We start from the raw sequence: 22,619 nt of genomic DNA on the forward strand, positions 1-22,619 counted from the left end.
CAGCAGCAGGCCCGCGGCACCGTGCAGACCCCAGTGCCGCCGCCCGCACGCGCAGGGCGTCCAGCCGTCGCCCGGGGTGCGGGGACGGCCCGGCGGGACCGGTGCGCCGGTCAGCCGACGATCTCGCAGATCGCGCTGCCGGCGCTGACGCTCGCACCGACGCCCGCGGACAGGCGCGTGACCGTGCCGGCGCGGTGCGCGACCAGCGGCTGCTCCATCTTCATGGCCTCGAGCACCACGACGAGGTCGCCCTCGGCGACCGTGGCGCCCTCGGCGACCGCGACCTTGACGATCGTGCCCTGCATCGGCGAGGCGAGGGTCGTGCCGTTGCCCGACGGGCGCGTCGCCCGGGCGCGGGCGCTGCGGCGCGGTGCCGCGCCGGGGCGCTGCGCGCGCCCGCCGGTGCCGGGCCGGCCCAGGCCGAGGGCGGCGGGCAGCACGACCTCCAGGCGCTTGCCGCCGACCTCGACGACGACGCGCTCCAGGGCGGGGTCCTCGTCCTCGTCGTCCGCGGCGGGCGCCGGCGTGCGGCCCAGCGTCGCGAGCGTCGGGGCGAACTCCGTCTCGATCCACCGCGTGTGCACGCGGAACGGCGTCGCGTCGTCGGCCGGCGCGAACGCCTCGTCCTCGAGCACCGCCCGGTGGAACGGGACGACGGTGGGGATGCCGACGACCTCGAGCTCGGCGAGCGCGCGCCGGGCCCGCTCCAGGGCCTGCCGCCGGGTCGCGCCGGTGACGATGAGCTTGGCGATCATCGAGTCGAACGCACCGGAGACGGTGTCGCCCTCGACGACGCCGGAGTCCACGCGCACGCCCGGGCCCGAGGGGAACCGCAGCCGCGACAGGCGGCCGGGCGCGGGCAGGAACCCCGCGGCCGGGTCCTCGCCGTTGAGGCGGAACTCGATCGCGTGGCCGCGGGTCTCGACGTGGTCGTACCCGAGCGGCTCGCCCGCCGCGATCCGCAGCTGCTCGCGGACCAGGTCGATGCCGCTGATCTCCTCGGTGACCGGGTGCTCCACCTGCAGGCGGGTGTTGACCTCGAGGAACGAGATCGTCCCGTCCTGCCCCACGAGGAACTCGCACGTGCCGGCGCCGACGTAGCGGGCCTCGCGCAGGATGGCCACGCTCGCGTCGACCAGCAGGCGACGCTGCTCGTCGCTCAGGTACGGCGCCGGGGCCTCCTCGACGAGCTTCTGGTGGCGGCGCTGCAGCGAGCAGTCACGGGTCGAGACGACGACCACGGTGCCGTGCTCGTCGGCCAGGCACTGGGTCTCCACGTGCCGCGGACGGTCGAGGTACCGCTCGACGAAGCACTCCCCGCGCCCGAAGGCCGCGACGGCCTCGCGGACCGCGGACTCGTACATCTCGTCGATCTCGTCGAGCGTGCGCGCGACCTTCAGGCCGCGACCGCCGCCGCCGAACGCCGCCTTGATCGCGATCGGCAGGCCGTGCTCGGCCGCGAACGCGTGGATCTCGTCGACCGACGCGACCGGGTCGGGCGTTCCCGCGACGAGCGGGGCGCCGGCGCGCTGCGCGATGTGGCGCGCGCTGACCTTGTCGCCCAGCGACTCGATGGCCGCCGGCGGGGGGCCGATCCACACCAGGCCGGCGGCGGCGACGGCGCGCGCGAACTCCGCGTTCTCCGACAGGAAGCCGTAGCCGGGGTGCACGGCGTCCGCACCGGACCGGCGGGCCACGTCGAGGAGCTTGGCGATGTCGAGGTAGGTCTCCGCCGCGCGGGCGCCGTCGAGCGCGTACGCCTCGTCCGCGACCGTGACGTGCAGGGCGCCGCGGTCCGTGTCGGAGTACACGGCGACGGACGCGATCTGCGCGTCCCGGCAGGCACGGGCGACGCGGACGGCGATCTCTCCGCGGTTGGCGATGAGCACCTTGGTGATGTCGGGCACGGCTCACGGTAGCGCGGGATCCGGGCGACGCCCGGGTGCGCATCCGCGCCCCGGGACAACATTGGCCGAACCCTGCACGGGTCCGCCCCCCTCTTGGAGGATCCGACCAACGCGCTCCGGGCGCATCGTGCGCCAGGGGGCGCCCGGTTGTCGTCCGGGGACAACAGGTGCCGGGCGCGCCGGGGTGTGCGTCCCCGCCGGGACGCGCCCGTGCCCGTGCCTGCCCGGCGGTGGGTCAGCGGCGCCAGAGGTCGGGCAGCGTCAGGCCCACGTCGCCCAGCAGGTGGCGCAGCAGCGGCAGGCTCAGGCCGACGACGTTGTGGTGGTCGCCCTCGATGCGCTCGACGAACGGGCCGCCGAGCCCGTCGACGGTGAACGCACCGGCCACCAGCAGGGGCTCGCCCGTCGCCACGTACGCCGCGACCTCCGCGTCGGACACGTCGGCGAAGTGCACGACCGTCGACGCGGTGGCGCCGAGGGTGCCGCCCGTGCCCGGGCCGTCCGCGCCGGACGGGCGGTCGTCGACCAGCCAGTGCCCGGTGTGCAGCACGCCGGAGCGCCCGCGCATCGCCGCCCACCGCGCCACGGCGTCGTCCGCGTCGGCGGGCTTGCCGAGGATCTGCCCGTCGAGCTCGAGCATCGAGTCGCAGCCCAGGAGCAGCAGGTCCTCGCCGTCCCAGCCCGGCACGTCGAGCTCGGGGTCGTCCACGAGGCGTCGCGCGACGTCCTCGACCTTGGCCTGTGCGAGCACCAGCACCGCGTCCGCGGGCTCGAGGTCGCCGAAGCGCTCGCGGGCCGCAGCCAGCGCGGCGTCCTCGTCGACGGACGAGACGGCGACGAGCGGGTCGACGCCGGCGCGCACGAGCGTGGCGCGGCGGGCGGGGGACGCCGAGGCGAGGAGCAGCCGGGGGGAGGAGGGTGCCGTGGTCACGGCCCGACCCTAGCCCGCGCGGCGCCCGCCGCCGTGCCGGTCGTCGTGCGCCCGCCCCCGGTGCGCACGACGGCGCCCGCCCCTGCGCGAGGGGCGGGCGCCGTCGGTGCCGCGTGACGTCAGCTGATGGCCAGCGTGTACGTCCCGCTCGTGCCCGTGGTGCCCGAGTAGTACAGGACGCGGGGGTAGAACGTGGCGCTCGCGGTGCCGCTGTTGGTGTACGTGACGGTGTCGACGAGGCCGGCGCCGCGCGTGCTGCTGGCGACCCGGGTGCCCGAGGCGTTGTACAGGTACAGGTCGTAGTCGGCGCTCGCGACGCCCGCGGTGAGGCTGACGGTGAGCGTGGCGCCGGCGGGGACGACGACGGACACGTAGTCCGTGTCGCTCGTGGATCCGATGGTGCCGGTGAACGTCGACGGCCGGGGTGCGGGGTCGGCGGTCGCCCGCGTGTTGTTGGACTCCGACTCCGCGACGCTGCCCGCGGGCGGCGTCGGGGTCGGCGTGGGCGTCGGCGTGGTGCCGCCGGTGGCCGCGGCCACGGCGGTCGCGGCGTCGAGCATGCCGGCGCCGCAGCTGGAGCAGGTCGCGACGAAGGGCTGCGCGCTGGACTTGAGCAGGGACTCGACCTGGTCGGGCGTCAGCGACGGGTTGGCGGACAGCATGAGCGCCGCGACGGCGGCGACGTGCGGGGCGGCCATCGACGTGCCCTGGTAGAAGGCGTAGGAGTCCGACCCGGGCGTGCTGGTGCCGGTGTTGAGCGTCGAGAGGATCCCGTTGGCGGACCCGCCGGAGGTGTCGCCGCCGGGGGCCGCGATGTCGACGAGGGTGCCGTAGTTGGAGTAGTACGCCCGTGCGCCCGTGGGGCCGTACGCGGCGACGGCGACGACGCCGGAGCAGTTGGCCGGGCTCGAGCTCGAGACGTTGGTGTTCGAGTTGCCGGCGGCGACCACGACGACCGCGCCGCGCGAGCGGGCGCTGGTGATGGCGTTCTGGCTGGTGGTGTCGCAGGTGCCGGACCCGCCGAGCGAGAGGTTGAGCACCTTGGCGGGGTTGGCGTTGGCGGGAACGCCGCTGACGCTGCCGCCCGAGGCCCAGATCATGGCGTCGGCGATGTCCGAGGTGTACCCGCCGCAGCGCCCGAGGACGCGCAGGGGCACGACCTTGGACTCCGGCGCGATGCCCGCGACGCCGACGCCGTTGTTGGTGACGGCGCTGATCGTGCCGGCCACGTGGGTGCCGTGCCAGCTCGAGCCGCGCGCGGTCCACCCGGTCGCGCACTGGTTCGTGGTGGTCCAGTCGCCCGGGTCGGCGGCGTCGGCGTCGCGGCCGTTGCCGTCGTTGGCGACCGCCGTGTCGGCGATGAGGTCGTAGCCGCCGACGACGTTGGCGGCCAGGTCGGCGTGCGGGCGGTAGCCGGTGTCGATGACGGCGACGTTGACGCCCGCGCCGCGCGTGGTGTCCCAGGCGGTGCGCACGTCGATGCCGACGGAGGTGGTCTGCAGGTCCCACTGCTCGGCCCAGCGCGTGTCGTTCGGCGCGGCGGCGAGCGGCTGCATCAGCCGGTCGGGCTCGGCGTACTCGACGGTCGGGTCGGCCTCGACCTGCGCGGCGATCGCCTCGACGTCGGCGACGGCCAGGTCCGTGCCGAGCGACCAGACCTGGGCGCCCTGGGCGGTGGCGCGCACGTGCTCGGCGGCCCCGCCGTGCGGGGCGGCGGCGGCCTGGATGCGGTCGCGGCGCGTCGACTGCGTCGTGCCGGCGGGCGTGGTGCCGGCCCGCTCGCCCCGGTACTTCACGATGAGGCGGTCCGTGGTCCCGGTCTCGGCGGGTGCGGCGGCCGGGGCGGCGGCGGGCGCGGCCGCCGGGGCCTGCGTCGGTGCGGCGGCTGCGGCGCCGATCCCTCCGGCGCAGGCGAGCGCGATCCCGACGGCGATCGCCGTCGTGGTCCGCGCGGGTGTGTGCAGGGTCATCGTCAGCCCTCTCTCTGGTGCGTTCCTGGCGGTGGGTGGCCTGGCCGTCGCACCGTATTGCTGAACAATGACGCTGGTCAAGAGTCAAAGTGACACGATGTCGGTGCGGATGTCTCGGCTGCCCGGTCCGCCAGGTCCCAGCCGTCGTCCAGGTGGGCGGGGCACAATGGCCGCACCACTCGTCGAGGAGGGCATGTGAAGGACGTGACCGCGCGCAGGGGGACGACCTCGGAGGTCGCCGAGGACCACGACGGGCCTGACGACGGCCTCGGCGACGACCTCGACGACCTCGACGGCACGGACCTCCCGCCCGACCCCGACCCCGACCTGCTGCGCCCGGCACCGCTGCCCTGGGTGCGGCGCACCGCGATCGAGATGGTCGTCTCCGGCCTGATCGGCCTGTACGCGAGCTTCGTGCTGTCGATCGAGGCCCTCGTGCTGGCCAAGGACCAGAACGCCACGCTGTCCTGCGACCTCAACGCCGTCATCAGCTGCGGGACGGTGGCGAGGTCGTGGCAGGCCGAGCTGTTCGGCTTCCCCAACGCGTTCCTCGGCATCGCGGCCGAGGCGGTGGTGCTCACGCTCGCCGTCGCGCTCATCGGCGGCGTGCGGTTCCCCCGCTGGTTCATGCTGTCCGCGCAGGTCGTCTACACCCTCGGCCTGGTGTTCGCGCTGTGGCTCTTCCAGCAGGCCTACACCGTCATCGGCGCCCTGTGCCCCTGGTGCCTGCTCATCACCGTCACCACGACGCTCGTGTGGGCCGGCCTCACGCGCATCAACGTGCGCGAGGGGAACATCGTGCTGCCCGGTGCCGCCGGCCCCTGGGCCCGCCGCTTCGTCGCGGCCGGCAACGACTGGTACATCACCGTCGCGGCGCTCGTGCTGCTCGCCGGGGTGGTGTTCGCCCGGTACGGGTGGACGCTGCTCTGAGCGTCCCCGACGCAGGACGGCCCGGCACCCGCGCAGGTGCCGGGCCGTCGTCGTCAGACGCCCAGCGCGGAGGGCAGCACCTCGAGCGGCACCGACCCCAGCCGCAGCGCGCGGGCGTGGAAGTCCCGCAGGTCGAACGGCTGCCCGGACGCCGCCGCCGACGCGGCCGCGGCGTCGCGGGCCTGCTCCCACAGGCGCTGCCCGACCTTGTACGACGGTGCCTGCCCGGGCCAGCCCAGGTACCGGGTGTGCTCGAACCGCACGAACGACTCCGCCATGTTCACGTGCGCCCGCAGGAAGTCCCAGCCGGTGTCCGGCGTCCACGTCCCGCCCCACGCCGCCGGTGCGGGCAGGCCCAGGTGGATGCCGAGGTCGAACACCACGCGGGCCGCGCGCAGCGCCTGCCCGTCGAGCATGCCGAGCCGGTCGCCCGGGTCGTCGAGGAACCCGAGGTCGGCCATGAGGCGCTCGGCGTACAGCGCCCAGCCCTCGCCGTGCCCCGACGTCCACGCCCCCAGCCGGCGCCACGAGTTCAGCGTCGCCCGCTCGTGCACCGCCTGGGCGATCTGCAGGTGGTGGCCCGGGACGCCCTCGTGGTAGACGGTCGTGCGCTCGCGCCACGTGCTGAACTCCGTCACGTCCGCCGGCACCGACCACCACATGCGGCCCGGGCGGCTGAAGTCGTCCGACGGGCCCGTGTAGTAGATCGCGCCCGAGCTCGACGGGGCGATCCGGCACTCCAGGGTGCGCACGGGCTCGGGGATCTCGAAGTGCGTGCCGTCGAGGACCGCGACGGCCTCGTCCGACGTCGCCTGCATCCACGCCTGCAGCGCCGCGGTCCCCGTCAGGCGTCGCGCCGGGTCCGCGTCGAGCGCGGCCACGGCGTCGGCGACGCTCGCCCCCGGGCCGGCGATCTGCGCGGCGAGCTCGCGCTGCTCGGCCACGACGCGCTCCAGCTCGGCCAGGCCCCACGCGTACGTCTCGTCGAGGTCGACGCCTGCCCCGAGGAAGTGCCGGGACCACAGCGTGTACCGGTCCCGGCCGACGGCGTCCTCGACCGGTGCCTGCGGGGCGAGCTCCTGCTCGAGGAACCGGGCGAGCTCGCCGTACGCCTCGCGCGCCCCCGCCACGGCCCGGTCCAGGTCGGCACGCAGCGCGCCGTCGTCGCCCACCACGCCCGTGCTGCCCGCCACGAGGCGCGTGAACGCGGACGCCTGCGGGTCGGCCAGCTCGCGCGCCTGCTCCGCGACCGCGTGCACCTGGCGCACCGCGGCGGTGCGGCCGTGCGCGGCGGACTCCCGCAGCGACGTCACGTAGCCGCCCAGCGACGCCGGCACCGCGCGCAGGCGTGCGGCGATGTCGTCCCAGTCCTGCACCGTCGCCGTCGGCATCAGGTCGAACACCGACGCGACCTGCTGCGACGGGGAGGAGATGTTGTTCAGCCGGCGCTCGTCCTCGCCGGCCGCGTGCAGGTCGATCTCGGTGCGCAGCGCGAACCGCATCGCCGCGAGCGTGACCTCGTCGACCTCGTCCGCCGGGCTCAGACCCTCCAGTGCCAGGAGGGTCGAGCGGCGCTGGTCGTCGCGGGCGGCCCAGCCGTCGGGGGAGTGGTCGGGCAGCTCGCGGTCGTGCCCGGGCACGCCGGCGTGGGTGGCCTCGACGGGGTTGAGGCGGGCAGCGGCGGCGACGTGCGCGTCGGCGACGGCGTCGACCGGCGTGGCCTGCCGCACGGGGGTGGAGGGGAGGATGGTCACCGGCAGACCCTACTCGGCGCGCACCGGGACCCGGCCGCCGCCCTGGGCACCCCGCCGCACCGTCAGGGGTGCAGCGACCAGCGCCACGCGTCCCTGCCGCGGGGCAGCGGCGCGGTGCCCCGCAGGCGGCCGGGCGCGACCCAGCGGGCCCGGGCCGAGCGGTCCGGAGGCCCGTCGTCCTCGGCCGGGGTGCGTCCGTGCGAGGCAGCGACGAGGCCGGCGACGAGCGCCGCGAGCTCGACGTCGTCCGGCGCCCCGCGCACCACGTGCACGTGCGGCTGCTCGTCGCTCACGCCTCGTCCTCGTCGTCGTCCTCGCCGTCGAGCATGACCGGGCCGCCCCGGGCTGCGCTCCACTCGCCGACCACGTAGCCCAGCCCCGCGAGACGCTCGGTGATGGCACCGCCGCCGTCGTCGACGAGGTCGAGCACCGCGTCGAGCGTGAGGTCCGTGACCGTGGCGGGCAGCTCGACGACGAAGCCCAGGTGGAACGTGTCCCGCTCGCCCGGCCCGGCCGGGGCGTGGTCCTCGTCCTCCCGGTCGTCCCACGTCATGCCCGTGAGGTCCGCGTGCAGCCCCAGCCGCGCGTGCAGCAGGTCGTACAGCTGGGCGTTGAGCGCACCGACGCGCTGCTCGATGGCCAGCACCCGCGGGTCCTCGTCGGACTCCGTCGCCGAGAACTCCGCCCGCACCCCCACGGCCGTCTCGACGTACGCGTGCAGCGTCGCGGCCAGCTCGTCGACCGCCGCGTGCAGCTCGCCCGCGTCGACACCGGTCAGCGGGTCGCGCCCGTGCGAGGCGGGGTCGTGCTCGTCGGGGTCGTGCTCGTGCTCGCTCACCGTGCCACCGTCCTCGTCGCGCGGGACCCGCGCGTGCTCGTCCTGGTCGTGCCGGTCGTGCCGGTCGTGCCCGTCGCCGGGCACCCGCCCAGCCTGCCCGACGTCGGGCCGCCCGGGGTCACAGCGGGATGTTCCCGTGCTTCTTCGGTGGCAGCGCCGCACGCTTGGTGCGCAGCAGCCGCAGCGCCCGCACGATCTGCACGCGCGTCTCGGACGGGGCGATCACCGCGTCCACGTACCCGCGCTCGGCAGCCTCCCACGGGTGCACGATCGCGTCCTCGTACTCCGCGGTCAGGCGTGCGCGCTCGGCCTCGACGTCGCCGCCGGCCTCCGCGACGGCCTTGAGCGCCCCGCGCTGCAGGATGTTCACCGCGCCGCCGGCACCCATCACCGCGATCTGCGCGGTCGGCCACGCCAGGTTCACGTCGGCCCCCAGCTGCTTGGAGCCCATGACGATGTACGCACCGCCGTACGCCTTGCGCGTGATCACCGTGACCAGCGGGACCGTGGCCTCGGCGTACGCGTAGATGAGCTTGGCACCGCGCCGGATGATGCCGTTCCACTCCTGGTCCGTGCCCGGCAGGAACCCCGGCACGTCGACGAACGTCAGCACGGGGATGCCGAACGCGTCGCACGTGCGCACGAACCGCGCCGCCTTCTCGGCCGCGTTGATGTCGAGCGTGCCCGCCATGTGCGTCGGCTGGTTCGCGACCACGCCCACCGGGTGGCCCTCGACGTGCCCGAACCCGACGACGACGTTCTGCGCGTACAGCGCCTGCACCTCCAGCAGGCTCCCGTCGTCGAGCACCTGCTCCAGCACCGTGTGCATGTCGTACGGCTGGTTGTCCGAGTCCGGCACCAGCGTGTCCAGCACCAGGTCGTCCTCGGTGACCTCCGGCTCGACGTCGTGGTGGTACGACGGCGGCTCGGCCATGTTGTTCGACGGCAGGTACGCCAGCAGCGTGCGCACCCAGTCGATCGCGTCGTCCTCGTCGCTGGCCATGTAGTGCGCGACGCCCGAGCGGGTGCTGTGCGTCGTCGCCCCGCCGAGCTCCTCGAAGCCCACGTCCTCGCCGGTGACCGTGCGGATCACGTCCGGGCCCGTGATGAACATGTTCGACGTGCCGTCGGCCATGACGATGAAGTCCGTCAGCGCGGGGGAGTACACCGCGCCGCCCGCCGACGGCCCGAGGATCAGGCTGATCTGGGGGATCACGCCCGACGCGGCCACGTTGCGGCGGAAGATCTCCGCGAACTGCGTCAGCCCCGCGACACCCTCCTGGATGCGCGCGCCGCCGCCGTCGCTGATCCCCACGAGCGGCACGCCCGTGCGCAGCGCCAGGTCCATGACCTTGGCGATCTTCTGCCCGTGCACCTCGCCCAGGCTGCCCCCGAAGACCGTGAAGTCCTGCGCGTGCACCGCCACCGGCCGGCCGTCGACCGTGCCGTGCCCGACGACGACGCCGTCGCCCGCGACCCGCTTCTTCTCCAGCCCGAAGTTCGTCGAGCGGTGCTGGACGAACGCGTCGACCTCCGTGAACGAGCCCGGGTCGAGGAGCTGGTCGATCCGCTCGCGCGCGGTCTTCTTGCCGCGCGCGTGCTGCTTGGCCGCGGCCACCTCCTCGGCGGCGTCCACGGCGGCCGCGCGGCGTGCGTGCAGGTCCGCCAGCCGTGCGGCGGTCGTGCGCGCGACGGCCTGCGGCGCGGAGGTCGGGGGCACGGGGTCGGTCGGGGTCACCCGACCGAGGCTAGACGTCACCCGCCCCCGCCCGCGTGCACACCCCGGACCGTGTTGCCCGGCCGGGGGTGTGGGCATCCGACAAGCCCCGGGGGATGATGGCCGGATGACGAGCGAGCGAGCGCCCCTGGAGGTCGCGGCGCTGCGGGCGATGCTGCTCGCACCCGCCGGGCCTCTCGCCCGGCTCGACGTGGTCGACGCGACCCCCTCGACCAACGCCGACGTCGTGGCCGCCCTGCGCGCCGACCCCGCGGGCTGGCCGCACGGGTCGGTGCTGGTCGCCGAGCACCAGACCGCCGGCCGCGGGCGGGCGGGCCGCGGCTGGAGCACCCCGCCCCGGGCCGCGCTGACCTGCACGTTCGTCGCCCGCCCCCGCTCAGCGCCGGCCACCTTCGGCTGGCTCCCGCTGCTCGCCGGGCTCGGGGCCGTCCGGGCCCTGAGGGCCACCGCCGGCGTGCCCGCCGTGCTCAAGTGGCCCAACGACGTCCTCGTCGACCTCGGCCCCGGGGCGCCGGACCTGCCCGGCTGGGGCACCGCGCGCAAGGTCGCCGGGATCCTCGCCGAGGCCGTCGACGCCGACGGTCCCGCCGTGGCCGTCGGGATCGGCGTCAACGTCGACCAGCGCGCCGACGAGCTGCCCGTGCCCACCGCCACGTCGCTCGCGCTCGCGGGCGCCCACGACGTCGACCGGACCACGGTGCTGGTCGCCCTCGTCTCCGCGCTCGACGACGTCTCGCGCCGCTGGGCCCAGGCCGAGGGCGACGCCGTCGGCTCGGGCCTCGCCGACGACGTCGCCGCCGTGTGCGCGACGCTCGGCCGCGAGGTCGACGTCGAGCTCCCGGACGGCTCCACGCTGACCGGGACGGCGCGCGGGCTGGCCGACGACGGCGCCCTCGAGGTCGAGGTCGACGGCACGGTGCGCACCGTGCACGCCGGCGACGTCCGGCACGTGCGCTCCGCCCCGCCGCAGGCCCGGGACGAGCCCTTGCGCGACAAGCAGGTCCCGGGTGCCTGAGCGGGACGTCGACTACCCTGCCGCCGTGCCTGGAAGCGACGACGAGCCCCTCGGTCGGCCCGGGACCGGTGCCGCCGACGCGTCCGGCGCCCCGGCGTCCGGCACGCAGGACGACCTCGACACCGCGCTGCTCGGGGGCCCGCGCACGCTCACCGCGCGCGACGTGGCCGCCCGGCACGGCGTCGAGGTCGACCGCGTCCTGCTCTACTGGCGCACCCTCGGGCTGCCGGCCGTCGACCCCGACGTCCGCAACTTCACCGAGGCCGACGCGCACGCCTTCGCCCGGTCCGTCGACCTGTCGCGCGAGCACGGCCTCGACCTGGGCACGGTCGTCAGCCTGACCCGTGCCCTCGGGCACACCTCCGACCGCCTCGCCCTGTGGCAGGTCGAGGCCCTCGTCGAGGACATGGCGGTGCGCTACGAGCTCGACGACACCACCGCCCGGCTGCTCGTCCTCGACCGGCTCGAGGAGCTCGCCCCCGTGCTCGAGGCCCAGCTCGTGCACTCCTGGCGGCGTCAGCTCGCGTCGATCGCCGCCCGCTACGGCGCCGAGTTCGGCGACGTGCGGGGCACCGCGAGCGACCCCGCGCGCCTTCCCCTGGCCCGCGCCGTCGGGTTCGCCGACATGGTCTCGTTCACGCGCCGCACCGCCGGCCTCGGGTCCACGGACCTGTCGGACTTCGTGCAGCGCTTCGAGGCCGCGGCCCGCGACGTCGTCGCCGGGCTCGGCGGTCGTGTCGTGAAGACCATCGGCGACGCCGTGCTGTTCATCGCCGACGACGCCGCGACCGGTGCGCTCATCGCCGTCGGCCTCGCCGACGCGTTCGGCGGCTCCATCGACCTCGAGGCCGAGAGCGCACCCGGCGGCCTCGTCGAGGGTGCCCGCGGGGTCACCCCCGTGCGCGTCGGGCTGGTGTGGGGGCGCGTGCTGTCCCGGTTCGGCGACGTGTTCGGCCCCAGCGTCAACGTCGCCGCGCGTCTGACGGACACCGCCGAGCCGAGCTCGGTGCTCACCGACCCCGCGACGGCGCAGGTGCTCGCGCACGACCCGCGCTTCACCCTGACCGCGCAGGGCGAGCGCGACCTCGCCGGCGTCGGACGCCTCGAGCCCTACCGCCTCGAGCGCGCCCCGGGCGTGCCCCACGAGCTCGAGGGCCTGACCTGGTCCCTGCGCCCCCCGCTGGCCGGCGGCCGCTGAGACGTCGGTGACGGGCCCCGGCCCGTCGGAGGTCAGCCTCCGGCGGCGCCGTACGCCCAGGGAGCGGGCTCGACCCGGTCGAGCAGCTCGGGGCCGTCGTTCGCGACCGCGTTGACGCGGGTCGAGACGGGCGTGGCCACGAGTGCGGGGGGTGGGACGTCGAGGATCGCCCGGGCCGCGTCCGCACCGGTCGCCGGGTCGAGCCACGCGTCGTGCACGTCGTGCGGCAGCAGCACGGGACGGCGGTCGTGGATCGCGGCGAGCGGGCCCGTCGCCGCGCGGGTCACGACCGTCGCCGACACGAGCCAGCGCGCCGGGTCGTCGTCGTCCTTGGACGGGTCGCGCCAGAACTCGTACAGCCCGGCGAGCGCCGCGACCGAGCCGTCCGCGGGCGAGAGGAAGAACGGCTGCTTCGGCGTGCGGCCCTTCCCGCCCGTCGCCGGCGGGGGAGCGGCCTGCCACTCGTAGTAGCCGTCCGCCGGCAGCAGGGCCCGCCGCGTCGCCAGGGGGCGGGCGAACGCCGGCTTCTGCGCCAGCGTCTCGACGCGGGCGTTGATCATCCGGGCCCCCACCGACGGGTCCTTCGCCCACGACGGCACCAGGCCCCACCGGGCCACGCGCAGCTGCCGCGTGATCTCCCCGGTCGCCTGGTCGGCGCGCTCGACGACGATCCGCACGCCGTCGGTCGGTGCCACGTTCCACGACGGCGGCAGCAGCCGCACGTCGTCCGCGACCACGGCGACGGCGAACTCGTCGGCGAGGGCCTGGTCCTCCCGGAACGACGCGTAGCGACCGCACATGGCGCCACGCTCTCACGGCGCACCCACGCGCCACCCTGCGGGCGGGACCGGCGGGACCGGGGCCCATCGTGACGGGCGGCACGTCGAATCGATTCGCGGGGCCGTCGGCGGCGGTGCGACGATGGCGGGGATGACGAGCGCACCACCCCCCGCCGCACGCCCCGAACCGACGGCCGTCGACCCGGCCGCCGCCTCCGTGACGCCCCCCTCGACCCCCGCGGACGCACCCCGCGCCACCTACCGCCCCGACGCCCGGTACGTCCTGCTGCTCGGCACGATGGCGGCCCTGCCCGCGGTGTCCACCGACATCTACCTGCCGTCGCTGCCCGAGGTCGCCGCGGACCTCGGCACGTCGGCCACCGCCGCGCAGCTCACCATGACGGGCATGCTCGTGGGCGGCGCCGTCGGCCAGCTCGTGATCGGCCCGCTGTCCGACCGGTTCGGCCGTCGCCGGCCCGTGCTCGTCGGCGTGGCTCTGCACGTCGTCACCTCGCTGCTGTGCGCGCTGGTCGGCGCCATCGGCCCCCTGATCGCGCTGCGCGTGGCCCAGGGCTTCTTCAACGCGTCCGCCACGGTCGTGGCCATGGCGCTGATCCGCGACCGGTTCGTGGGCTCCGACGCGTCCCGTCTCATGTCGCGCCTCATGCTCGTCATCGGCGTCGCGCCCCTCTTCGCCCCGTCCGTCGGCGGGCTGATCGCCGGGCAGGCCGGCTGGCGCGCCGTCTTCGTCGCCCTCGCCGTCTTCGGCGTCGCCCTGTGGGTGCTCGTGCTGCTCAAGATGCCCGAGACCCTGCCGCCCGAGCGCCGCCGCCCCGGCGGGGTGCGCACCGCGCTCGCGGGGTACGCCGCGCTGCTGCGCGACCGGCACTTCGTCGCGCTGGCCGTCATGCCGGGCCTGGCGATGGCCGTCCTCATGAGCTACGTCGTCGCCTCGCCCTTCGTGCTGCGCGAGGGCTACGGCCTCAGCGAGCAGGAGTTCGCGATCGTCTTCGCGGTCAACGGCGTCGGGCTCGTGCTCGGGGCGCAGGTCAACGCCGCGCTCGTGCGACGGGTCGCGCCCATCCGGATCCTGCGGGTCGCGCAGGTGGTCACCGTCGTTCTCACCGGCGTGCTGCTGGTCGTCGCGCTCACCGGGGCCGGCGGGATGTGGGGGCTGCTCGCGGTGCTGTGGCTCGTCCTCACCCTGGTGAACCTGGCGCCGCCCAACGCCTCCGCGGTCGCGCTCAGCCGCCACGGGGCGGTCGCCGGGACGGCCGCGGCGTTCATCGGCTCGTTGCAGGCCGGGGTCGCCGGCGTGGTCAGCCCGGTCTCGGGCCTGCTCGGCGGCGACGCGGTCGCGATGGCGGTGGTGATGTTCGCCGCCGGCGTCGTGGGGCTGCTCGTGCTCGCCCTGGCCACACCCGCGTTCCGTCGCGGGGGCGCCTGGACCCGGCTCTGACGGGAGCCGTCCGTCAGCGTGGTCGCAGCGCCGCGAGCCGCTCGACCGCCTGCTCCAGCACGTCCTGGCGCTTGACGAACGTGAACCGTACGAACGACCGCAGCGCCCGGCCGGCGTCCGAGCCGTCGTGCGTGAACGCGGACACCGGGACCCCCACGACGCCCGCGCGCGCCGGGAGCTCGCGCGCGAGAGCGGCCCCGTCGTCGAACCCCAGCGGCCGGGCGTCGGCCAGCACGAAGTACGTGCCGTCCGGGCGCACCACGTCGAACCCCGCGGCCGTCAGGCCCGCGCACAGCAGGTCGCGCCGCGCAGCCAGCGACGCGACGAGCCCGTCGACCCACGCCAGGGCGGCGGGGTCGGTCAGGGCGCCCGCCACCGCGGGCTGGAACGGGGCGCCCGAGACGTACGTGAGGAACTGCTTCACGGTGCGCACCGCGGTGACGAGCTCCTCGGGCCCGGTCACCCAGCCGATCTTCCAGCCCGTGAACGAGAACGTCTTGCCGCTCGACGAGACGGTCAGGGTCCGCCCGGCCATGCCCGGCAGCGTGGCGATCGGCACGTGCCGCACCCCGTAGACGAGGTGCTCGTAGACCTCGTCGGTGACCACGAGCAGGTCGTGCGCGACCGCGACCCGGGCGACGGCGGCGAGCTCGTCGGCGTCCAGCACCGCACCGGTCGGGTTGTGCGGGGAGTTCAGCAGGACCATCCGCGTCGCCGGTGTCACGGCCCGCTCCAGGGCCTCGACGTCGAGGCGGAAGCCGTCCGGTGCCGCGCGCAGCGGCGCCGTGGTGTGGCGGGCGCCGGCCAGGGCGACGACCGCGGCGTACGAGTCGTAGAACGGCTCGAGCGTGAGCACCTCGTCGCCGGGGCCGACGAGAGCGAGGACGGCCGCCGCGAGCGCCTCCGTCGCCCCGGTCGTGACCAGGACCTCGCGGTCGGGGTCGACGCGGATCCCGTACCGCGCCTCCTGGTGCGCGGCGACGGCCTCGCGCAGCGCGGGCGTCCCGGGCCCGGGCGGGTACTGGTTGGTGCCGGCGAGGATCGCGTCGGCCGCGGCGCGTGCGACGGACGGCGGACCGTCCACGTCGGGGAAGCCCTGCCCGAGGTTCAGCGCGCCGGTGCGCGTGGCGAGCGCGGACATCTCGGCGAAGACCGTGGCGCGGACGCGGCCGTCGGCGTCGAGGAGGCCGGACGCGGCCGCGACCTGCTGCCACCGGGGGGTGCTGCTCACGGGCCGAGGATACGCAGGGGCCGCACGCCCCTGGGAGGGGTGGGTGCCCGACGGCAGACCAGGGGGGTTGTCTGCCGTCGGGACCCGGTTCAGTGCGCGACGCCTGCGGCGGCGAGCAGCCCGCTGACCACGAGGAGCACGAGCGACGACCACGCCGCGACGACCCACCACTCGGCGTGGTGTCGTCGCAGCTCGCGCGTCGGCTCTCGTGAGGTCATACCTCGAAGATCGGCAGGTCCGGCGTCGAACGCACCGGCGCGCAGGGTGGACGTCCAAGTTCACCCGGACGCCCGACCCTGCCCGGGTGCGCCCGGGTCGGGGGCGGGCCCGACGAGGTCGTCAGCCCTGCGCGGCCTGCTCCAGGTCGGCCCCGAGGCCCGCGAGCTCCTCGCCCAGCGACGTCAGCGCGCCGCCGGCCTCCGAGCCGGCCGCGGCCTGCGCGGACTCCAGCTCGGCCTCGGCGTCGGCGACCTTCTGCTGTGCCTCGGCGAGCGCCTCCTGCGACGCCGCGGCGCCCTGGTCGCGGACCTGCTCCAGCGCCGCGGTCGCCTCGTCGACGGCCTGCTCCGAGGAGGTCAGGGCCTCGTCGACCTGGGCGCGCGCGTCGGCGTCCAGCGACTCGAGCTGGGCCCGGGCGTCGGCCACGAGGTCGCCGGCGGCCTGGGCGCGGGCGTCCGCGTCGGCGAGCGCACCCTGGATCGCGTCGCCGGCCTCCGTGAGCTCGTCGGCGGCGCCCTGCGCGGCGGAGGCGACCTCGTCGGCGGCCTGCTGCACGTCGCCGTCCGTGCACGCGGTCAGGCCGACGAGCAGGGCGGCCGTCGCCGCGGCGGCACCGAGGGTGCGTGCGGTGCGGGGGCGGGCGGCGCGGGAACGGGGGTGCGTCACGGGTGCTGCGGTGGCGGCCACGAGGTCCTCCTGGTCGTCGCCCCGGCGTGCGGGGCCGGGTGCGCGCCGGTCGGCGCGTCGGGCGCCCAGTCTGCCGTGCGCCCGTCCAGGTCGCCCGAGCGGCTCATCGACCTCTCATCTGCGCAGGTCGCAGGGGTGGGACGCACGTCGCCCCCGTCCGGTCCGGGACCGGGCGGGGGCGAGACGGGCGACGCCCCCGTCCGGTGGCGGGCCGGACGGGGGCGTCGTCTGCGAGCAGGACGGTTCCAGCGCTCCGTGGGGCGGAGCAGGGCGACCGTCGGGGAGTCGGTCAGCCCTCCGTCTGCTCGCGGCGGCCCCGGACGTCCTCCAGCGACGTTCCGTAGTAGGCCGCGGTCATGAGGTCCTTCATGTCGGCGATCATCGGCATGCGCGGGTTCGCCGGTGCGCACTGGTCCTCGTAGGCGCCCATCGCGACCTCGTCGAGGCGCGTCATGAACTCCTGCTCGTCGACGCCCTGCGCCTGGAAGGACGACGGGATGCCGACCTTCGCCCGCAGCGACTCCACGGCCTGCGCGTAGGACTCGACGCCCTCGGCCGGGGTGGCCGCCGGCAGGCCGAGCATCTGCGCGATCTGCTGGAACCGCTCGGGGGCCACGTAGGACTCGTACTTCGGCCAGCTCGTGAGCTTGGTCGGGACGGTGCCGTTGTAGCGGATCACGTGCGGGAGCAGCGTGGCGTTCGTGCGGCCGTGCACCAGGTGGTACGTGGAGCCGATCACGTGGGCCATCGCGTGCACGATCCCCAGGAACGCGTTCCCGAAGGCCATGCCGGCGATCGTGCCCGCGTTGTGCATCTTCTCGCGGGCGTCCTTGGTCGCCGGGTCCGTGGGCTCACCGTTCACCGACTGCGACAGGTTGTCGAAGATCAGGCGGATGGCCTGCAGCGCCATGCCGTCGGTGAAGTCGTTGGCGTAGACCGACACGAACGCCTCGGTGGCGTGCGTCAGGGCGTCGAAGCCCGAGTCGGCGGCCAGCGAGCGCGGCATCTTGGACGTCAGGACGGGGTCGATGATCGCGACGGTCGGGGTCAGCGCGTAGTCCGCCAGCGGGTACTTCTTGCCCGCGTCGGGGTCCGAGATGACCGCGAACGGCGTGACCTCGGCGCCGGTGCCCGAGGTGGTCGGGATGCACACGAGCTTGGCCAGGTCGCCCAGCGTCGGGAACTTGAACGCACGCTTGCGCACGTCGAAGAACTTCTGCTTGAGGTCGGAGAAGACGATCTCGGGGTGCTCGTACAGCAGCCACATGACCTTCGCGGCGTCCATCGGCGAGCCGCCGCCCAGCGCGATGATCGTGTCGGGGCGGAAGTGGCGCATCTGCGCGGCACCGGCCTGGACGGTCTTGACCGAGGGCTCGGGCTCGACCTGGTCGATGATCTGCAGCGCGACGCGGTTGCCGCGGCGGTTGAGCACGTCGATGACCTTGTCGACGAAGCCGAGGGTGGTCATCGTGGCGTCGGTGACGATCGTGACGCGCTCGACGTCGGGCATGTCCGCGAGGTAGCGGATCGCGTTCGGCTCGAAGTACGTCTTGGCGGGGACCTTGAACCACTGCAAGTTGTTGTTCCTCCGGCCCACGCGCTTGATGTTGACGAGGTTGATCGCCGAGACGTTGTTCGACACGGAGTTGTGGCCGTAGGAGCCGCAGCCCAGCGTCAGCGACGGGATGAACGCGTTGTAGATGTCGCCGATGCCGCCGAGCGACGAGGGCGCGTTGCAGATCACGCGGATCGCCTTGACGCGCTTGCCGTACTCGACGGTCAGCGCCTCGTCCTGCGTGTGGATGGCGGCCGAGTGGCCGAGGCCGTCGAACTCCACCATCTGCTCGGCCAGGGAGATGCCCTCCTCGGTCGAGGAGGCGCGCAGCACCGCCAGGACGGGGCAGAGCTTCTCACGCGTCAGCGGCTCGGACGGGCCGACCTCGGAGACCTCGGCGAGGATGATCGACGTGTCCGCGGGGACCGTGAAGCCCGCCTGCTGGGCGATCCACACCGGCGACTTGCCGACGACCGTGGGGTTGAGCTTGGCGCCGGCGCAGTTCTCGCCGCCGGCCTCGACGCCGAAGATGAACTGCTCGAGCTGGGCCTTCTCCGCGGGGGTGGTGCGGTAGGCGTGCAGCTTGGTGAACTCGGCCATCGCGGCGTCGTAGATCTCGGTGTCGAGGATCGCGGCCTGCTCGGAGGCGCAGATGACGCCGTTGTCGAAGGCCTTCGACAGGACGATGTCGTTGATCGCCCGGGCGAGCTTGGCGGTCTTCTCGACGTACGCCGGGACGTTGCCCGCTCCGACGCCGAGCGCCGGCTTGCCGCAGGAGTACGCGGCCTTGACCATGGCGTTGCCGCCCGTGGCGAGGATGGTCGCGACGCCGGGGTGGTTCATGAGGGCGCTCGTCGCCGCCAGCGACGGGGCCTCGACCCACTGCACGCAGTGCTCGGGCGCACCGGCGGCCACGGCCGCGTCGCGGACCACGCGGGCCGCCGCGATCGAGGACTGCTGCGCGCTCGGGTGGAACGCGAAGATGATCGGGTTGCGCGTCTTGAGCGAGATGAGCGACTTGAAGATCGCGGTCGACGTCGGGTTGGTCACCGGGGTGATGCCCGCGATGACGCCGACGGGCTCGGCGATCTCGGTGATGCCGTTGATCTCGTCGACGTTGACCACGCCCACGGTCTTGAGGTTCGCCATCGAGTTCGTCACGTGCTCGCACGCGAAGATGTTCTTGACGGCCTTGTCCTCGAAGACGCCGCGGCCGGTCTCCTCGACCGCGAGCTTGGCGAGCTGGCCGTGCTGGTCGAGGGCGGCGACCGCACCCTTCTTGACGAAGCGGTCGACGTCGTCCTGCGTCATCTTCTCGAACTCGGCGAGCGCCTTGGTGGCGTTGGCGACGAGCTGGTCGATGGCGGCCGCGACGGCGTCGGGCTCTGCCACGCCCAGCGCGGTGCCGGCGGGAGCCTCCTGCGCGGCAGGTGCCGCCTTCGCGCGGGGGCTCTTCTTGCTGGTGGTCTCGGTCACGAGGACTCCCCTGGTAGCGGTGGTGGGGGGCGGACGCTGGAGTCGTCCGTCGCTGGTACCGACGCTAGGAACAGGGGGTCCCAGAAACGTGGGATGAAAGTCCTGAGGGCTGTGACGGGCGTCTCCCGGCGCCCCCCGTCGGGCCCGCAGCGGGACGTCCGTCCTACTCCACCACCCCCGCCCCCCCGCCCCGCGTCACCCCCCCCGGACCCTCCCGCCGACCCCGTCATCGGTCGCGCGTCCGGGTGGAGCGCCGGCACCGATGACGGGGTCGGCAGGCGAGGGGCGTCAGGGAGGACGGGGTCGGGCGGGGCAGGGCGAGACGGCGACGGGCCGCCCTGCGCGAGGTGCGCGGGGCGGCCCGTCGGGTGGTCCGGCCGGATCAGGTCACAGCCCGTAGCGGGGCTTGAGGTGGCGCCACCAGTCACGCAGCATCCAGCCGTCGAACTCCGTGATCGACGCCGAGGACCCGGCGCGCATGACGAACTTCGAGACCCCCGTCGGCGTCCAGTCGTAGAAGTCGTCGAGCCCGAACGTGTGGCCCATCTCGTGCTGCAGGATCGTGATCGACGGGCTGTCGATCGCCCCGAGGAAGTACTCGGTGCCCATGCGCTGGCCCCAGTCGCCGCCGGCGCCGCCGCCGAACCCGTCGGTCAGCCACAGCGACTGGTCGTAGTGCAGCTCCTCGCCGCCCGGGTACCGGCCGTCCTGGTGGAAGAACCGCCCGAGGTCCTCGGGGCACTGCGGGGCGTCCTCACGGATGTCGTTGACGTACACGGGCATCGCCGCGTCGTCCCACTGCAGCAGCGACCGGTCGCGCACCGCCCAGCCGACGACCTTGACGTCGACCTCGCGGTACGGCCAGCCGTTCCACGTCGTCCCGTCGGCGTCGAGCAGGTGGTCGAACCACGCCTGGTACTGCTCGGCGTAGACGCGCTCGATCTTGTCGCGCAGCGCCGCGCTCACCGGCTTGGTCGAGTCCCAGCGCACGCACACGTTGAGGTACCCGCCGTTGGCGATCACCTGGTCCCAGCCGTAGTTCCTGAACGCGTAGAGGTTGCCGTTGTTGTAGGTCTGCTCCTGGTGGGTCCAGACCTCGGCGAGCGCCGGCGCCAGGGACGCGGGCGGGTTCCACGTGGCCGGAGCCGAGGTCGCGCTCGGCGTCGGGGTGGGCGTGGGCGTCGGCGTGGACGTGCGCGTCGGCGTGGGGGTCGGTGCAGGGGTCCGCGTGGGTGTGGGTGTGGGTGCGGGTGTCGCGGTGCGCGTCGGCGTCGGGGTGGGCGTCGCCGTGCGGGTGGGCGTGGGCGTCGGCGTGGGGGTCGCCGTGCGCGTGGGTGTGGCGGACGGCGTGGGCGTCGCGCTCGGCGACGACGCGCCGGGCAGCGTGCACGCCACCCCGTTGACCCGCACGGCGCTCGGCACCGGCGTGCGACCCGTGTGCGTCGCGTTGAACCCGACCGTCCAGGTCTCGCCCCGCGCCAGCGTGCGCTTCCAGGCGGGGTTGCGCGCCGTGACCGTGGTGCCGGTCGTGGTGGTGTCGGCGTGCCAGCCCTGCAGCAGGTACTCGCCGGCCGCGAAGTCCCAGCTCACCTCCCACCCGTCGACGGGGGCGTCCACCGTGAACGCCAGGTTCCCCGTGAAGCCGGAGCCCCACGACGCGGCGACGGTGTACGTGGCGGTGCACCCGGCGGCCTGGGCGGGCCCGGCCGGGGACGCGACGAGCGCACCGGCGAGCAGCGCGACGGCGGCGGCACCGGCGGCGAGGCGCGCGGTGCGGGCCCGGCGCGGCCGGTCGGTGGCGGGGGTGGGGGAGGGCATGGCGCTCCTGACGACGTGCGGCAGCGGACGTGCGTCCCGGGACGGTCGGGCGCGCTCGGCACGCTAGCCACCCGGCGAGGGGTGCGGGGCCTGGATGAAACGATTCTCACGGGCGGGCCGGGTGAGGCGCCGGGGCTCGGCGGCGGGCCCGCGACGGTGCCGGGGGACGACGAAGGCCCGGCGACGACGAAGGCCCGGGGACGACGAAGGCCCGGTCCCCTGAGGGGCCGGGCCGTGGGCCGTTCGATCGGTGCGCCCGAAAGGATTCGAACCTTCGACCTTCTGCTCCGGAGGCAGACGCTCTATCCGCTGAGCTACGGGCGCGCGGGCGTCCCGGGGGACGCGATGCCCGAGACTACCAGCCCCGCGGGCGGGCGACGCCTCGGCCCGCACCCGTGCCGTGCGTCGTGCGGCGTGCCCGGTCCTCAGTCGTCCAGGAGCGCCGACAGGTACAGGCCCGTCTCGTGCGCCGCGCGCTGGGCGTCGCCCGAGACGATCGCGTCGACGAGGCCGTCGTGCTGGTCGTGGGCGTGCACGTCGGTGACGAAGTTGAAGCGGATGTTCTCGCCGATCGCGTCGAGCAGGTTCTCGTACATCGACCGCAGCACCGGGTTGGCCGCGGTCCGCACGACGGCCCGGTGCAGCGTGAGGTCGGTGCTGACCATGGCGTCGAGGTCGTTGCGGCGGTACGCCTCGGCGCGGGCGTCGCGGTGCGCGAGCAGCTCGGCCACGTCCGTCGACGTCCGGCGGCGCGCGGCCAGCCGGGCGGCCTCCATCTCCAGGGCGCGGCGCACCTCGACGACGTCGCGCTGGCGGGCGTCGGCGATCTGCCGGCCCATGGACACGGCCATCTCCGACGCGGACAGCACGTACGTGCCCGACCCCTGCCGGCGCTCCAGCAGCCCGGCGTGCACGAGGGACTGCACGGCCTCGCGGACGGTGTTGCGGCCGACCCCCAGCAGCTCGACGAGCGCGGGCTCGGGCGGGATGCGGGACCCGACGGGCCACTCCCCGGACGAGATGCGGGCGCGCAGCGCCTCGACGGCGACGTCGATCAGGCCGGTGCGTCTCGCCATCGGGTGCGGTCCTCCTGGGGCGTGCTGCGGGGCGTGCG

At 74.9% G+C, this 22,619-nt stretch carries 18 protein-coding genes and 1 tRNA gene; 4 read left to right on the plus strand and 15 right to left on the minus strand.

Annotation, left to right across the window (positions count from 1 at the left end; genetic code table 11):
- Positions 1 to 110: 110 nt before the first annotated feature.
- The 3 genes from BKA21_RS15745 to BKA21_RS15755 all read right to left on the minus strand — a co-directional run bounded on the left by BKA21_RS15745 (position 111) and on the right by BKA21_RS15755 (position 4,808).
- On the minus strand, positions 111 to 1,907 hold the full coding sequence (locus BKA21_RS15745; protein ID WP_140459894.1) for an acetyl/propionyl/methylcrotonyl-CoA carboxylase subunit alpha: 1,797 nt from the start codon (positions 1,905 to 1,907) through the stop codon (positions 111 to 113).
- Positions 1,908 to 2,142: 235 nt separating this feature from the next.
- Entirely contained in the window at positions 2,143 to 2,838 is a 696-nt protein-coding gene (locus BKA21_RS15750; protein WP_140459895.1) for a Maf family protein, read from the minus strand.
- A gap of 119 nt (positions 2,839 to 2,957) precedes the next feature.
- Positions 2,958 to 4,808, minus strand: a complete 1,851-nt coding sequence (locus BKA21_RS15755; protein WP_140459896.1) for a S8 family peptidase — start codon at positions 4,806 to 4,808, stop codon at positions 2,958 to 2,960.
- A gap of 195 nt (positions 4,809 to 5,003) precedes the next feature.
- On the opposite strand from BKA21_RS15755, the gene BKA21_RS15760 reads away from it, so the two are divergent.
- Positions 5,004 to 5,738 carry a vitamin K epoxide reductase family protein gene (locus tag BKA21_RS15760; protein ID WP_373308209.1) on the plus strand — a complete coding sequence of 245 codons (735 nt, stop codon included), beginning with the start codon at positions 5,004 to 5,006 and terminating at the stop codon, positions 5,736 to 5,738.
- Positions 5,739 to 5,791: 53 nt separating this feature from the next.
- On the opposite strand, the gene BKA21_RS15765 is transcribed toward BKA21_RS15760, so the two are convergent.
- The 4 genes from BKA21_RS15765 to BKA21_RS15780 are packed head-to-tail and all read right to left on the minus strand — an operon-like array spanning position 5,792 to position 10,146.
- A complete protein-coding gene (locus BKA21_RS15765) occupies positions 5,792 to 7,498 on the minus strand; it encodes a DUF885 domain-containing protein (protein ID WP_218887659.1) in 1,707 nt (568 codons plus the stop codon).
- A 56-nt stretch (positions 7,499 to 7,554) separates the two neighbouring features.
- A complete protein-coding gene (locus BKA21_RS15770; protein ID WP_170209073.1) occupies positions 7,555 to 7,785 on the minus strand; it encodes an acyl-CoA carboxylase epsilon subunit in 231 nt (76 codons plus the stop codon).
- Positions 7,782 to 8,414 (minus strand): hypothetical protein, encoded by a 633-nt coding sequence (locus tag BKA21_RS15775; protein ID WP_308439094.1) that lies wholly within the window; start codon positions 8,412 to 8,414, stop codon positions 7,782 to 7,784. The genes BKA21_RS15770 and BKA21_RS15775 overlap by 4 nt, the downstream gene beginning before the upstream one ends.
- Before the next feature lie 34 nt (positions 8,415 to 8,448).
- Positions 8,449 to 10,146 carry an acyl-CoA carboxylase subunit beta gene (locus BKA21_RS15780; protein WP_257023432.1) on the minus strand — a complete coding sequence of 566 codons (1,698 nt, stop codon included), beginning with the start codon at positions 10,144 to 10,146 and terminating at the stop codon, positions 8,449 to 8,451.
- Positions 10,147 to 10,174: 28 nt separating this feature from the next.
- Here BKA21_RS15780 and BKA21_RS15785 point away from each other — a divergent pair, with 28 nt between their 5' ends.
- Both BKA21_RS15785 and BKA21_RS15790 read left to right on the plus strand, forming a co-directional pair.
- The gene (locus BKA21_RS15785; RefSeq protein WP_140459899.1) at positions 10,175 to 11,083 is read left to right on the plus strand and encodes a biotin--[acetyl-CoA-carboxylase] ligase; all 909 of its coding nucleotides are present in this window, start codon (positions 10,175 to 10,177) and stop codon (positions 11,081 to 11,083) included.
- A gap of 25 nt (positions 11,084 to 11,108) precedes the next feature.
- Positions 11,109 to 12,281 (plus strand): adenylate/guanylate cyclase domain-containing protein, encoded by a 1,173-nt coding sequence (locus BKA21_RS15790; protein ID WP_140459900.1) that lies wholly within the window; start codon positions 11,109 to 11,111, stop codon positions 12,279 to 12,281.
- Between the two features lie 32 nt (positions 12,282 to 12,313).
- Here BKA21_RS15790 and BKA21_RS15795 read toward each other — a convergent pair whose 3' ends face one another.
- Positions 12,314 to 13,081, minus strand: coding sequence for an SOS response-associated peptidase (locus tag BKA21_RS15795; protein ID WP_140459901.1), 768 nt, complete (start codon positions 13,079 to 13,081; stop codon positions 12,314 to 12,316).
- Between the two features lie 130 nt (positions 13,082 to 13,211).
- On the opposite strand from BKA21_RS15795, the gene BKA21_RS15800 reads away from it, so the two are divergent.
- The gene (locus tag BKA21_RS15800; protein WP_170209074.1) at positions 13,212 to 14,519 is read left to right on the plus strand and encodes a multidrug effflux MFS transporter; all 1,308 of its coding nucleotides are present in this window, start codon (positions 13,212 to 13,214) and stop codon (positions 14,517 to 14,519) included.
- Positions 14,520 to 14,532: 13 nt separating this feature from the next.
- Here the strand turns inward: BKA21_RS15800 and BKA21_RS15805 are convergent, their stop codons facing one another.
- From BKA21_RS15805 to BKA21_RS15835, 7 genes are all read right to left on the minus strand, one after another.
- Positions 14,533 to 15,750, minus strand: a complete 1,218-nt coding sequence (locus BKA21_RS15805; RefSeq protein ID WP_140459903.1) for a pyridoxal phosphate-dependent aminotransferase — start codon at positions 15,748 to 15,750, stop codon at positions 14,533 to 14,535.
- A gap of 89 nt (positions 15,751 to 15,839) precedes the next feature.
- Positions 15,840 to 15,968, minus strand: coding sequence for a molybdopterin oxidoreductase (locus BKA21_RS15810; protein WP_140459904.1), 129 nt, complete (start codon positions 15,966 to 15,968; stop codon positions 15,840 to 15,842).
- 121 nt (positions 15,969 to 16,089) lie between these two features.
- On the minus strand, positions 16,090 to 16,656 hold the full coding sequence (locus BKA21_RS15815) for a hypothetical protein (RefSeq protein WP_140459905.1): 567 nt from the start codon (positions 16,654 to 16,656) through the stop codon (positions 16,090 to 16,092).
- Positions 16,657 to 16,945: 289 nt separating this feature from the next.
- Positions 16,946 to 19,687 carry a bifunctional acetaldehyde-CoA/alcohol dehydrogenase gene (gene adhE / locus BKA21_RS15820; RefSeq protein WP_308439095.1) on the minus strand — a complete coding sequence of 914 codons (2,742 nt, stop codon included), beginning with the start codon at positions 19,685 to 19,687 and terminating at the stop codon, positions 16,946 to 16,948.
- Between the two features lie 387 nt (positions 19,688 to 20,074).
- The gene (locus tag BKA21_RS15825) at positions 20,075 to 21,505 is read right to left on the minus strand and encodes a cellulose binding domain-containing protein (RefSeq protein ID WP_140459906.1); all 1,431 of its coding nucleotides are present in this window, start codon (positions 21,503 to 21,505) and stop codon (positions 20,075 to 20,077) included.
- A 251-nt stretch (positions 21,506 to 21,756) separates the two neighbouring features.
- Positions 21,757 to 21,829, minus strand: a tRNA-Arg gene (locus tag BKA21_RS15830).
- Between the two features lie 101 nt (positions 21,830 to 21,930).
- Complete coding sequence (locus BKA21_RS15835; protein WP_140459907.1) at positions 21,931 to 22,581, minus strand: FadR/GntR family transcriptional regulator; 651 nt, start codon at positions 22,579 to 22,581, stop codon at positions 21,931 to 21,933.
- Between the last annotated feature and the right edge of the window lie 38 nt (positions 22,582 to 22,619).

Origin of the sequence: Cellulomonas oligotrophica, assembly GCF_013409875.1 — a bacterium.
GTDB lineage: Bacteria > Actinomycetota > Actinomycetes > Actinomycetales > Cellulomonadaceae > Cellulomonas > Cellulomonas oligotrophica.